This is a genomic window from Streptomyces dysideae, from assembly GCF_001514305.1.
Taxonomy (GTDB): Bacteria; Actinomycetota; Actinomycetes; order Streptomycetales; family Streptomycetaceae; genus Streptomyces; species Streptomyces dysideae.
Genome location: NZ_KQ949085.1, coordinates 156,524 through 169,069 on the forward strand (window position 1 = coordinate 156,524; position 12,546 = coordinate 169,069).

At 70.2% G+C, this 12,546-nt stretch carries 8 protein-coding genes; all 8 read left to right on the forward strand.

All coding sequences use genetic code 11. The features are described from left to right. Position 1 precedes the first annotated feature (1 nt). The 8 genes from AQJ91_RS19540 to AQJ91_RS19575 are packed head-to-tail and all read left to right on the forward strand — an operon-like array spanning position 2 to position 12,543. A complete protein-coding gene (locus AQJ91_RS19540) occupies positions 2-2,032 on the forward strand; it encodes an ATP-binding protein (protein ID WP_234382564.1) in 2,031 nt (676 codons plus the stop codon). Further along, positions 2,023-2,322 carry a hypothetical protein gene (locus AQJ91_RS19545; RefSeq protein WP_067023015.1) on the forward strand — a complete coding sequence of 100 codons (300 nt, stop codon included), beginning with the start codon at positions 2,023-2,025 and terminating at the stop codon, positions 2,320-2,322. The genes AQJ91_RS19540 and AQJ91_RS19545 overlap by 10 nt, the downstream gene beginning before the upstream one ends. Further along, positions 2,319-9,077 carry an eCIS core domain-containing protein gene (locus AQJ91_RS19550; RefSeq protein ID WP_067023018.1) on the forward strand — a complete coding sequence of 2,253 codons (6,759 nt, stop codon included), beginning with the start codon at positions 2,319-2,321 and terminating at the stop codon, positions 9,075-9,077. The genes AQJ91_RS19545 and AQJ91_RS19550 overlap by 4 nt, the downstream gene beginning before the upstream one ends. Then, positions 9,074-9,775 carry a hypothetical protein gene (locus AQJ91_RS19555; protein ID WP_159054608.1) on the forward strand — a complete coding sequence of 234 codons (702 nt, stop codon included), beginning with the start codon at positions 9,074-9,076 and terminating at the stop codon, positions 9,773-9,775. The genes AQJ91_RS19550 and AQJ91_RS19555 overlap by 4 nt, the downstream gene beginning before the upstream one ends. Next, entirely contained in the window at positions 9,772-10,458 is a 687-nt protein-coding gene (locus AQJ91_RS19560; RefSeq protein WP_067023023.1) for a hypothetical protein, read from the forward strand. The genes AQJ91_RS19555 and AQJ91_RS19560 overlap by 4 nt, the downstream gene beginning before the upstream one ends. Positions 10,459-10,468: 10 nt before the next feature. Then, positions 10,469-10,840, forward strand: a complete 372-nt coding sequence (locus AQJ91_RS19565) for a LysM peptidoglycan-binding domain-containing protein (protein ID WP_067023026.1) — start codon at positions 10,469-10,471, stop codon at positions 10,838-10,840. Further along, positions 10,833-11,972 (forward strand): hypothetical protein, encoded by a 1,140-nt coding sequence (locus AQJ91_RS19570; RefSeq protein ID WP_067023029.1) that lies wholly within the window; start codon positions 10,833-10,835, stop codon positions 11,970-11,972. The genes AQJ91_RS19565 and AQJ91_RS19570 overlap by 8 nt, the downstream gene beginning before the upstream one ends. 34 nt (positions 11,973-12,006) lie before the next feature. After that, on the forward strand, positions 12,007-12,543 hold the full coding sequence (locus tag AQJ91_RS19575; protein ID WP_067023032.1) for a phage baseplate assembly protein V: 537 nt from the start codon (positions 12,007-12,009) through the stop codon (positions 12,541-12,543). Positions 12,544-12,546 lie beyond the last annotated feature (3 nt).

The following is a 12,546-nucleotide window of genomic DNA, read 5'->3' on the forward strand; positions in this document are numbered from 1 at the left end:
CATGACGACGACGGGGGCGGGTGAGGACATGGGGACGAACGAGCCGGGGGCGACCGGAGCGACCGGCGCGAAGGGAACGCCGGGCGCGGCGGGCGCACGTGACGGCGGCGCGGCGCTGATGGCGGAGATCCGGCGTGTCCTGGCCCGCGTCGACGCGCACGCGGCGGGCGAGACCGGCCAGGGCGCGGAGCCCGGGCAGGCCGGCGCCCCGGTGCCGACGGACGCCTCCGTCACCGAGCCCCTCGACGCCCTCGTCGCCTGCTTCGGGCTCACCCCCTTCGAACGCGACCTGATCCTCCTCACCGCCGCCGACGAACTGGACCCCACGACCGCCGCCCGCTGCGCCGCGGCCTGCGGTGATCCGCAGCGGGCGTACCCGACCTTCTCCCTCGCCCTGGCCGCACTGGCCGAGCCGCACTGGAGCGCGCTCACGCCCGTGGCGCCGTTGCGGCGGTGGCTGATCGTCGAGTTGGACGACGAGTCGCGGCTGACGACGTCACGGCTCCGGCTCGACGAGCGCATCCTGCACTTCCTGCTGGGCTCGCCCTATCTGGACGCCCGGCTGCACGGACGCCTGCGCCGCACGCCCGTGCCGGACCGGCTGCCGCCGTCCTACGACCTGGCCGCGAGCCGGGTCGCCGAGGGCTGGACGACGGTGGCGGGCCCGGACGTGCCGCCGGTCGTCGAGGTGACCGGCGGGGATCTGCGCAGCCGCGCCGACATCGCTGCCGCGGCGGCTGCCCGTACCGGGCTCGGGGTGTACGCGATGGGCGCCGAGGACGTTCCGGCGGACCCCGCCGAGCGTGACCGGCTCGCCCGGCTCTGGCAGCGCGAGGCGATCCTGCTGCCCGCCGCGCTGCTGGTGGAGGTGGGCGCGGTGGAGCGCGACCAGCGGGCGGCCACCGAGGCGTTCCTGGCCGGGGCCGCCGTACCCGTCGTGGTGTCCAGCGAGGACCCGCTGCGCACGGACCGCCCGCACGGCGCGCGCGTGCCCGTGCCGCGTCTCGACGACGAGGAGCAACTCGCCCTCTGGGCCGACGCGTTCCACCCCGTCGCCGACCTCGACGACACCGAACTCCGCTCCCTGATCGCACAGTTCGAGCTGCCGCCGCACGTCGTGCGCTCCGCGGCCGCCACCGTACGCCGCCGACTCCCCTACGAGGACCGGCTCGACGCCGCCGAACTCGCCTGGCGGGCCGGCCTGGAGGAGGCCCGGATCGGCATGGACCAACTGGGCCGCCGTATCGAACCGCAGGCCGGCTGGGACGACCTGGTCCTGCACGATCGGCAGACGAGCGTGCTGCGCGAGATCGTCGCGCATGTCCGCCAGCGGGCGACCGTCCACCAGGAGTGGGGATTCGCGGCCACCCTGCGCCGCGGCCTGGGCGTCACCGCGATGTTCGCGGGCGGCTCCGGCACCGGCAAGACCCTGGCAGCCGAGGTCATGGCGAAGGAACTCGGCCTCGACCTGTTCGTCATCGACCTCTCGCAGGTGGTGAGCAAGTACATCGGCGAGACGGAGAAGAACCTCCGCCGCGTCTTCGACGCCGCCGAACGAGGTGGCGCGCTCCTGCTCTTCGACGAGGCCGACGCGCTGTTCGGCAAACGCAGCGAGGTCAAGGACAGCCACGACCGCTACGCCAACCTCGAAGTCAGCTACCTGCTGATGCGCATGGAGGCCTACCGGGGCCTGGCCATCCTCACCACCAACATGAAGAAGGCCCTCGACACGGCATTCCTGCGCCGCATCCGCTTCGTGGTCGACTTCCCCTTCCCGGCGGAGCACGAACGAGCCGAGATCTGGCGGAGGGTGCTTCCGCCGCAAGCACCCGTCAAGGACATCGACGCGGACCTTCTCGCCCAACTGACCGTCGCGGGCGGCTCGATCCGCAACATCGCGCTGTCCGGCGCGTTCCTGGCCGCCGAGGAGGGCGACCGCCTGCAGATGCGGCACATGCTCGCGGCGGCCCGCACGGAGTATCTGAAGCTGGAGCGCTCCCTGACGCCGACGGAGGTCCGGGGATGGGTGTGACCAGGAACTCCCGGCATGAGAATCCCCGCGAGATCCGGGTGGAGATCGGCGAACTCGCCCTGCACGGCTTCCGCGTGGACCCGGACCGGGTCTCGGCCGCGTTCGAGGACGAACTCACCCGGCTGATCCGCGTCCACGGCGTACCGATGGCGACCGACGGCGCCCTGACCGCCGACACACTCTCCGGCCTGCCCCCACTGCCGGCCGGCCTGTCCGCCCGCCGCCTCGGCCAGGAACTGGCCCGCGCGGTGCACGAGGTCCTCAGCGGCCACGGGGAGGTGACCCGGTGACCTTCCAGTCCCAGGAAGCCAGTTCCGAGCAGACGGCCGAACAGCGCCGCCGCAAGCGCAAGGAACGCACCGCCAAGTCCCGTACGCCCGAGCCCAAGGACATCGTCAGCGGCGCCGGGCAGCCTCTCGACCCCGGCATACGACGGGAGTTGGAGGAAACGCTCGGCCACGACCTGAGCCGCGTACGCCTGCACACCGGCCGCGACGCCGGACACCTCACGGACCTCCTCGGCGCGGACGCGGTCGCCGTCGGCCAGGACATCTTCTTCGCCGAGGGCACCTTCAAGCCGGGCACCGACGAGGGCCGCCGCCTCCTCGCCCACGAACTCCTGCACACCGTCCAGAACCCGCACGGCCTCGGCACACTGCGCGCCGGGCGCGAGCTGGGCGCGGTGAGCCTGCCGCAGCAGGCCATCGAGCGGGAGGCTGAAGCGGCGGCACAGGATCTCGTACGGCAGCCGGAGCCCGGCTCCGCCGCCGAGTCGACGGAGATCGAGGAGGGCCAGGCCACGCCCGGCTGGCTGCGGTACGCCACGGCCGACGCCGACCGCCGCCGTATGGAGGAACTGGACCCGGCGACCGTCGTCGACCGCATGGCCAACACCCTCCTGCGCTCCCTGCGCGGTGACCCGGAGGACCGGTCGGGGCGGGTGCGGTTGCAGTTGGCGCGGATGGCGCCGCAGGTGCAGGACATCGTCCTGGACCGGCTGGAGCTGCGGCTGCCGACGCCTGTGGTCGACCGGCTGTTGGAGGCCGTGGAGGAGATGGAACAGGCCGGTCCGCTGCCGTCGGAGGCCGCGGCGGCCCCGTTGGCCGTGCCTGGTGCGGTGGAGGAGGTCGAGGAGGAGCGCGAGCGGGCGTCGGGCGAGGAGCGGCAGGAGGAGGACGAGCCCGCGGACGGCCCCCGGGAGGAGGGCGACGGGCGGACCGCCCCCGCTGACGACCGGAAGGACGAGGACGCCAAGGGCCAGGAGAGCGACGCGTCCGGCGGGCAGGGCGCTGCCAGGGACCGCGAGGAGGCGGCTGGTCGACAGCAGGAACGTTCCCAGGACCAGCAGGAGGACCGGCAGGCCTCCGGTCAGGGCGCACAGAAGGACGCCGCGGACGAGCGCAAAGACGCGGCGAGCACCGAGAAGGAGCAGAAGGAGCAGGACCAGAGCGACGAGCGGGAGGCGCAGGAGGACACGGACGGTGCGCAGGACGAGGCCGCGCCGGAACCGGAGGAGCACGCCACTGAGCAGGAGCCGCAACAGGCCGAGGCTGTCCGGGAACAGGCTCCCGCCCCGGCGGCGGTGGACCGGAGCGGTGCGGAGCCGGGAGAGAGGCCGCGCACCGCCGGTGACATCGGTACGGCCCGTACCGTGGGGGATCCGGAGAACGAACAGGACGCCGACGACGAGCCGTTGGGGCTGGATGCGGAGTCCGCCGAGGACGACACCGAACCGGACGCCGGCGAGGAGGCGGGCGACGGCCGTGCGCCCGACGCCGACACCGCGCCGTCGGGCGAGGACTCGGCGGTCGACCCACGGCTGTTCGAGCGGCGCAAGAGGGGAGCGCCCCGTGCGCCCCTTTCGTTCTCCGATGGCCCGTCGGTTGCGGATGAGGCCCAGGACACGGCGGAACCCGAGCCCGTCCCCGACAGCGGCGCGCGCACCGACGAGGACGACGCCGAGGACCGGGCTGTCCAAGAGCTCATGGACGACATCACCGCGGGCCAGGACCCCGTGGCGGACGGGGACAGCCCGGCCGGGGCCGCGGCATCGTCGGGTCTCGGAGCGCTGGGAACGTCCATGTCGGGCACGGGCAAGGATGCGGACAGGGAGCGGTCGGAGGATGCCGAGGCCGCGCGGCGCGACGAGGAAGCACGCGCCGCCGACGGTGCCGGACAGGACACCGTGCCCGCTCCCGGTGAGGCGGCCGGGCCCGGACAGTTGGCCAAGGCGGACGAGGACGCACGTACCCAGACAGCGGGCTCGCCGTCGGGCAGTAAGGGTGCGTCGGACGGCGGGAGCCGCGGCGAAGAAGCAGGCAGGACGGCATCGGAGGCGGGCGCCTCGGGCCGGAACGGGACGGAGGCCGGCGGAGGCGGGAAGGACACGGGCCAGCAGGCCGGCAAGGGCACAAGCCAGTCCGAGAACGCCACCGGCCAGGAGGGGAAGGGAACGGACCAGGGCAAGGACGGCACACAGTCCGCCCCCACCACGCCCCCTTCGATCGACCAGGACGTGACCGACGGCAACGGCAACGCCACGTCTCCCGGCCCCGTGACCGGCCCCGACAAGGTCTCCGCCTCGGGACCCGCCACCGCCCCGAAACTGGCACCGGGCAACGGCCCCGCTCCCATGTCCGCCGGACCGGAGGCGAGGACCAACACTCCCAAGGCCACCGAGGCACCGGTATCCGGCGGGTCGACGGGAGGCTCGAAAGGCTCGCGCGCCCGGCCGACGGGCAGCAAACGGCAGGCGGCACGGCAGGCCGCGAAGACCGCTCGCAAGGGTGGCGGTGGCGGCGGCCGTACGGCATCCGCACCCGCACCCGTTCGGTCCGGTGGCCGTGGCGGCAGCCGTAGCGCCCCGGCCGGCGGTTCGAAGGCCAAGAAGGAGGCACCCGCCCCGGACGTCTCGAACGCCACGCCCGAGTCGGGTCTGGCGACGGCGGGATCGCTCAAGCCGCACCAGGCGTTGGAGACGCTGAAGGGCGTTGACGGCGCGGTGGGGCGTTCGGTCGAGAAGGAGCGCTCGACGCTGCGCAAGGCGCCGCCGAAGACGCAGCGGCCGTCCGGTTCACCGCGCACGGTGCCCGGCGGCCCGACGCCCGCGGCCCCCGGCACCTACACCAACGCGAAGGTCGCCCGCACCGAGGCCACAGCGGGCAGGACACCCGAGATCACCGGCGAACAGAAGCCGGAAGGCGAGGTCCCGGGCGCGAACGTGCCCGAGCCGAGCTGGTGGGACATCGCCCTCACCATCGGCGCCCAGCTGTTCGGCAAGCTCCTCAAGGAGATCCTCCCACTCGACGACCTGATCGACTCCATCCTCGGGCTGCCCACCCAGGACGAGGGACTACAGAAGGCCAAGGTGGGCGACGCCCCCCGCCTGCCCCTGGAGAACGACTCCGACCCGCAGCGCACCGACGAGCAGAGCGGCAAGCTCGACGAACGCAAGACCGAACTCCACCAGGCCGGGCGTGACGACGCGGCCCGCCCCATGGGCGAGGACCAGCTCTACCCGGACGTCCCCAAGGAGACCCTGACCGGCAAGGTGCCCGGCGGGAAGAAGAGGGGGAAAGCCGGCGGCCCGCGCTCGGTGTCCGCCGGCGTGCCCATCGAGTCCGCCTCCGCCGTCGCCGAACACGACCGCGGCCCGCAGATCCAGGCCGGCTTCACCGAGGGCCGGCAGAAGATGGGCCAGGAGCGCCAGGCCAAGGACAAGAAGGCCACGGACGACCGCAAGCAGCACGACGAGGACCTCAAGCGCGAGGTCGACGCCAGCAGCAAGAAGCAGTCCGACGCCCGCGACAAGGGCCGCACCGACATCTCCGACTCCCGCGACCAGTGGCGCAAGGAGCAGGACGACAAGGTCGCGGAGATCGACGACAAGAAGGGCAAGAAGTACGACAAAGTCCGCGAAGACGTCAAGAAGAAGGAAGAGGACACCGACAAGGACGTCGACAAGCGCACCGAGGACGACAACAAGAAGATCGAGACGGAGCAGACCACCGCCGAGCAGGACGCGGAGAAGAAGCAGAACGAGGGCAAGGACGACGCCGACAACTGGCTCGAAGAGGCCATCGAGAAGCTGAAGGAGTTCTTCGAGGGCCTCAAGAACGCCATCAAGGGCATCTTCGAGAAGGCCCGCAAGGCCGTCACGGATCTCATCGACCAGTTCAAGCAGCAGGTCTTCAAGCTCATCGACGACGCCCGCAACTGGGTCATCGACCAGATCAACACCTTCGCCGACGCCCTGATCGCCCTCGGCGACGAACTCCTCGCCGACTACCCGGCGATGCGCGACAAGTGGCGCAACACCATCGACGGTGCCCGCGACTGGGCCGTGCAGAAGGTCAACGAGTTCGCCGACGCCCTCAAGGAGGTCGCCGGGAAGCTGCTCGACGGCCTGTGCGGTGCGCTGCTCGCCGGCCTCGACCTCCTGGAGACCGGACTGCTGGCGGCCGTCGACGTCGCCGAGTTCGTCACGGTCGGCGCCCTGGAGTTCGGTGCCGCGGTCGTCCAGGGCCTCGGCGAATGGGCGGCCATCTTCAACGACATCGTCTCCGACCCCGGCGGCTGGATCAGCAAGGCGGGCGCCGCGGCCGAGACCGGCGCCAGGGATCACCTCTTCGACGAGATCAAGACCGCCGTCAAGGCCTGGTTCAACCAGAAGGTCCAGGAGATCATCGGCATCCCGATGGAGGATTTCCAGGCCCTGATCGACGGCGGCGTCACGGTCGACCAGATGGCCCAGATGGCCTGGGACGAAGCGGTACCCCAACTCCCCATCATCATCGGCGTGTTGGTCGTCGAGAAGGTCGTCGCCAAGCTCATCCCCGGCGCCGGCTGGGTGATGGCGATCATCGACGCCCTTCAGGTGGCGTGGGAAGTGCTGAGCGAGGTCCTCAACGCCTTCGGGCTCTTCATGGACTTCCTGAAGTCGGTCAAGAGCGGCAACGGCGCGCTGCCCTTCGCGAAGGCGGTCGCCGCCGGTGTCGTGGCCCTGCTCGAGATCGTCTACCAGTTCCTGATCGAGGGCGTCAGCAGGTTCATGGGCAAGGTCGCCGAGCGGCTCGGGGACATGCTGAAGAAGATCCGCACGAAGAAGGACAAGCCCGGGCAGCCGGACACCCCCGACCAGCCGTCCACGCCGAACAAACCGAAGGACGAGAAGCCGAAGGACGAGAAGCCGAGGGACGAGAAGCCGAGGGACGAGAAGCCGAGGGACGAGAAGCCGAGGGACGAGAAGCCGAGGGACGAGAAGCCGAAGGACGAGAAGCCCAAGGAGGACGACCCGTCGGCCACGAACAAGCCGGCCGACCGCCCGGCCCCGCGCAAGCCGTCCCCGGACAAGACGTCCCGCCCCCAGTCCAAGCCCCGCCCCGGCAAGCGCTCTTCCCCGGAGAAGAAGCCGCGCCCCTCGCACACGACCAGGCCGAAGAAGCGCCGCGACGACGACGAACGCCGTGAGGAGGGCCGCGACATCAACGCGGCCAGGCGGAAAGCGAAGGACGCGGAGAAGAGGACGCGCCACGAGGACCGGGACGGCCGCACCTCACGCCGTGGCCCGGCCCGTGACACGCTCCGCCCCGACCGGCGCCGTCGCGGCAGGGACCGAACGGACGAGCGCGACCGCGATCCCAGGAACACGCGCCCCGACGACAAGCGCCGCACGGACGACCGCCATCCGGACCGCGACGGCAGGGACGACCGGCGTCGTGACACCGGCCGGGATCGTGACCGCGACCGTGACCGCGACCGGGATCGCGACCGGGACCGCGATGGGGACCGTCGTCCCGGAGACCGTCGTCCCGGAGACCGTCCCCGCCGCCGGGACCGGCGCGATGACACCACGAAGCCGGTAAACCTGCCGAAGGTGCCGTTCGCCGACGCTGACGACGGCGAGCGACACACGCTGATGTTCCACGGCCGGGGCCCGCGCGCACCGATGTACATCCACAGCACGCCGCAGGAGGTGCCGCCGTTCATGGCGGACTGGCGCAAGGACCTGGACAAGCCTGAGGCCGAGAATGACAAGGCGAAGCAGTTGGATTACGTGAACTCGGCCGAGGAGGAGTACAAGGAAGCGTTGGCGATCCAGGCGAGGATCCCGGTGGAAACCGACACGGAGAAGCGGAAGCGGGAGGCCGAGCAGAACAAGAGGGAACTGGCGCGGCAGATGAAGAAATTCGCCGGCCAGGCCCGCCATCGGCTCTACTTCGACATTCCCGAAGAACAACTCCAGCCCTTCACCAACCTCACGCTCGGCCCCCACGATCGGCGGCCGGACGAGGACCACGAGTCCAAGTTCATCGGCACGCCGTCGAAGACGGTCTTCGGAGGCGGCGGCCAGGACGCCAACAGGGCCCCCTTGGGACAGCCGCCCGGCTGGAGCGATGATGTGGTGAAACGGGGACTGAGCGAAGGATCTCGCTGGGTCCGTATGCACCTGCTGCCGGAGCGGATGGGCGGCAAGGCGACGGGGAACAACCTGGTGCCGGCGCGTGGTCGGGAGACGAACCAGGCTGCCCTGCGGGGCATTGAGGATGAGGCGTACAACGCGATCGGGGACACAGAAACCCTCATCTGGTATCACTCCGGTGCGAAGTTCAACCACCCCGACTGGCCTCATCTGCCGAGCTACATCTACGCGAAGTACGGCGGCTACGAAAAGGTCGGCGGAACGGGCAAGAGCCCGGACGACTGGCGGGAAAAGGGTTTGACGACGCCGTGGGACCAGAGCCCCGAGCCGATCGCCGCGAATGAGAAGACCCGCCTGTCCATCAACAGCGTTGGCGGCCCCTCCGTCCAGGTCAGGCTTCTCGGGGGCAGTCACCCGCGCCTCGCAGACCATTTCGTCAAGGCTCGCAACAAGCTGTTCGAACAAGGGGGAAGATTGACGAAGGCAGGCGGAGGGCGTCAGTTGAGGAAGATGATGCGGGACTACGCCCGGGACACCAAAATCTCCTTGGCGGGCCTGGAGCTCATGGTGGCCAACTACGAACAGTTCATTGATGAGAACGAAGTGAGCTGGACTGTGTCATGACAGTGAACAACGAAGAAGAATTCCGGTACCCCTTCGAAGAGCGCTGCGCCAGGGTTCTCCAGGAGATCAGGGAGACCGCCGAATTCGATGTGCACCGAGCGCAGCTGGATGAGATCGTCTACTTGTTCGACGTCCGAGAGACGGTCTTCGAGGAACTCGCCGAGGAAGACGGCCTGCCGCTGAGCCGCAGGGTTCAGGAATACTTCTTCCGCTACGGCGCGGTCGAGGCGGCCTGGCGGTCCCGGCGTCCTGACACTGCGCTCGTCGGTGAGTTCAAGCTCCACCACATCATGAGCGCGGTAGCCAACAAGCGCATGACGAAGTTCTGGAAAGGCGAGAACGAAGCGGAGCGCGCCCTCTACAACGACCTGCGGATCATCGACGACACGCCCCAGACCGGCTCCGGCCGCATGGCCCTGCTGCGTGCGGCCCCGGGCGTGACCGACCCCGAGGTGTGGTTCTTCGACATGCGCCAGGGCGCCATGCGAATGGAACTGGACTACCCGGGCTATCTGGAGGCCCTGCTCGTCACGAAGGGCGTGATCGGCTGGCAGTACCTGTACTGCGAGCCGGAGCTGTGCGGTGAGGGGTTCATCCCTCTCGAAGACGGGCTCAGCGAAATGCTCGACGTCCTTCCCCGCCTCTTCCCCGACCACGACTACACGGACCTGCGGGTCCGACTCGAGGAACGCCTGTGACCCGCTACCCCGACATCCCCAAACCCATCCGCTCCGGAATAGTCGTGGTCAACCCCGACACCGGCACCCCCCAACGCATCATCGTCCTCCAGTTCAACCCGGACACCCTGGAGCGCAGCGTCTCCCCCCAATCCGCCGGCGACAGCGGCGACGCCGGAGGAGGCGGCACCGGCAGTGGCGACCGCAACGAGGCCCTCCGCCTCAAGGGCCCCGCCCAGGAGACCTGGAAGTTCACCGCCGAGATCGACGCCACCGACCAGTTCGAGGTCGCCGCGCCCGACGGCATCCACCCGCAGCTCGCGACACTCGAAATGCTGGTGCAGCCGACCGTGGCGCAGCTCCGCGCAGCGACCCGGCTGTCCCAGAAGGGCACCATCGAGATCAGCCCGATCGAGATGCCGCTCACCCTGTTCACCTGGGGCAGCAAGCGCGTCATGCCCGTCCGCCTCACCGAACTGTCCGTCAACGAGTCGGCGTTCGACGTGAACCTCAACCCGATCCGGGCCTCGCTCAGCATCGGCATGAAGATCCTCACCGTCAGCGACCTGCCCGCAGGGCACCGCGGCGCCGACCTCTACCTGGCGCACCTCGCCCAGAAGGAACGCCTCGCCGCAGCCGACCGCGGCGGGAGCTTCGGCTCGCTCGGGCTCACCGGAACCAACGCCGTGATCGGAAGGGGCTGAACCGCACACCATGGCCGACATCGAGCCGTACGAGAACGCCCTGGACGCGATACCCGGCGCTCACCCGTACCCCCGCACCAGCCGCTACCACGACGCCGAGATCGGCATCCACCGGCAGCCCGACGGGACCGAAGTGCGTTACACCAAGCGCCGGTTGCTGCCCCCACTGGACGAGCAGGAGACCCAGCCCCACACCGTCGGCGCCGGCGAGCGCCCCGACCTGCTCGGGCAGCGTTACTTCGGTGACCCGGGCCAGTGGTGGCAGATCGCCGACGCCAACCCCGTACTCGACCCTCGGGAGTTGACGGACGAGGCCGGGCGCGTCATCGACATTCCGCTCGGCGGCGGGTTCTCCGGTGGCAGGGGAGACCGGCGTGTTTGATCTGCCCGTGGGGCAGGGCCCCGTTCACATCACGCTCCACATGGGGCCCAAGCTCGCCCGGCCCGTCCCGGCCGAGGTCACCGAGGCGCTGCTGTCCGCGCAGGTCACCGCCACCGCGGGGGAGCGGAGCGGCTTTCAGCTCGCCTTCGATCTGACCAAGAACGGGCTCATCAGCCGACGGCTCCTGCCCGAGGGGTTCTTCGATCCGAAGACGCGGATCATCGTCACCGTCGCCGTCAAGGGCACCCCCGACGTGCTCTTCGACGGCCTGATCGTCCGCCACGAGGTCGGCGCCAGTAACCAGCCCGGTCACTCCACCCTCACCGTCACCGGGGAAGACCTCACCCTCCTCATGGACCTGGAGGAGCGCACCGCCCGCTATCCCAACCTGCCGCCCTCCGAGCGGGTGCTCAGCATCCTGCGCCGCTACTCCGACTACGGCATCCGGCCCGACGTCTACACCGAGAAGGTCGCGCAGCCGCCGCATCAGGATCTGCGTGTGCACTACCAGACCGGCACCGACCTCCAGTACGTCACCGAGCTCGCCCGCGCCAACGGCTACACCTTCTACCTCGAACCCGGTCCCAACCCCGGCCAGTCCTCCGCCCGTTGGGGACCGGAAGTCCGTCTCGGCATTCGCCAGCACGCCCTCAACGTCAACATGGACGCCAACTCCACCGTCGACCAGCTGACGTTCGCGTACGACGGGACCGCGCGGGAAGAGCCGCAGGCCCGTTGGCAGGATCCGGGGACCCGGCAGTCGGCCCTGCTGCCCCAGCCGTCGATCAGTCCGCTGAGGCCGCCGCTCGGCAAGCGGCCCACTCCGGCGCTGAAGCGCAAGACCCTCGCCGGCACCGCCAAGCAGCAGCGGGAGCAGGCCGAGGCCGAGCTGCTCGCCCGTGCCGCCGTGTCCGCCGACGTCGTCTCCGGCTCCGGCTCGCTCGACGTCAACCGGCACGGCTACATCCTGCAGCCGCGCCAGCTCGTCGGCGTACGCGGCGCGGGACGGGCGTACGACGGCGACTACTACGTCAAGTCCGTCACGCACAACCTGCGCCCGGGCTCGTTCCAGCAGAACTTCACCCTCTCCCGAGAGGGTCTCGAGGCCCGCAGCGACTTCGTACGGCCATAACGGCCAAGTCACCGACCACCAGGAGCAGTTCAGCATGGCGGCACCCAGCAATCGCTACCTCGGCAAGTTCCGCGGCCGGGTCGTCAGCAACGACGACCCGCTGCGCATCGGCCGTATCACCGTCGAGGTCCCGGACGTCCTCGGCGACGAGCCGTCCACCTGGGCGCTGCCCTGTCTGCCGTTCACCGGGCCCGAGTCGGGGCAGTTCGTGGTGCCGCCGCCCGGCGCCGGCGTGTGGGTGGAGTTCGAGCAGGGGGATCCCAGCTTCCCGGTGTGGACCGGGTGCTGGTACGGCGCCGCCGAGGAACTGCCGCCCGACGCGCGCCGCGAACTGCAGGCGGGGTCGGTGAACAAGCCGGTCGTCGTGCAGACGCCGCAGGCGCACAAGTTCGTCATGAACGACACCGTCGGTGCCGAGCAAGGGATTCTGCTCCAGGCCCAGGGCGGCGCATACATCCGTATCACCAGGGAAGCGGTGGTCATCGCGACCGGCGCGGGCGCCGAGGTCGTCCTGCGCGGGCGTGAAGTGACCATCAACGAGGGCCAGTTGACCGTGCTCTCGAAGCGATAGAAG

Excerpts from the sequence above, each read along its gene's own strand:
- AQJ91_RS19540 (WP_234382564.1), top strand. The coding sequence starts at position 2 with ATGACGACGACGGGGGCGGGTGAGGACATGGGGACGAACGAGCCGGGG.
- AQJ91_RS19545 (WP_067023015.1), top strand. The coding sequence starts at position 2,023 with ATGGGTGTGACCAGGAACTCCCGGCATGAGAATCCCCGCGAGATCCGG.
- AQJ91_RS19555 (WP_159054608.1), top strand. The coding sequence starts at position 9,074 with ATGACAGTGAACAACGAAGAAGAATTCCGGTACCCCTTCGAAGAGCGC.
- AQJ91_RS19565 (WP_067023026.1), top strand. The coding sequence starts at position 10,469 with ATGGCCGACATCGAGCCGTACGAGAACGCCCTGGACGCGATACCCGGC.
- AQJ91_RS19575 (WP_067023032.1), top strand. The coding sequence starts at position 12,007 with ATGGCGGCACCCAGCAATCGCTACCTCGGCAAGTTCCGCGGCCGGGTC.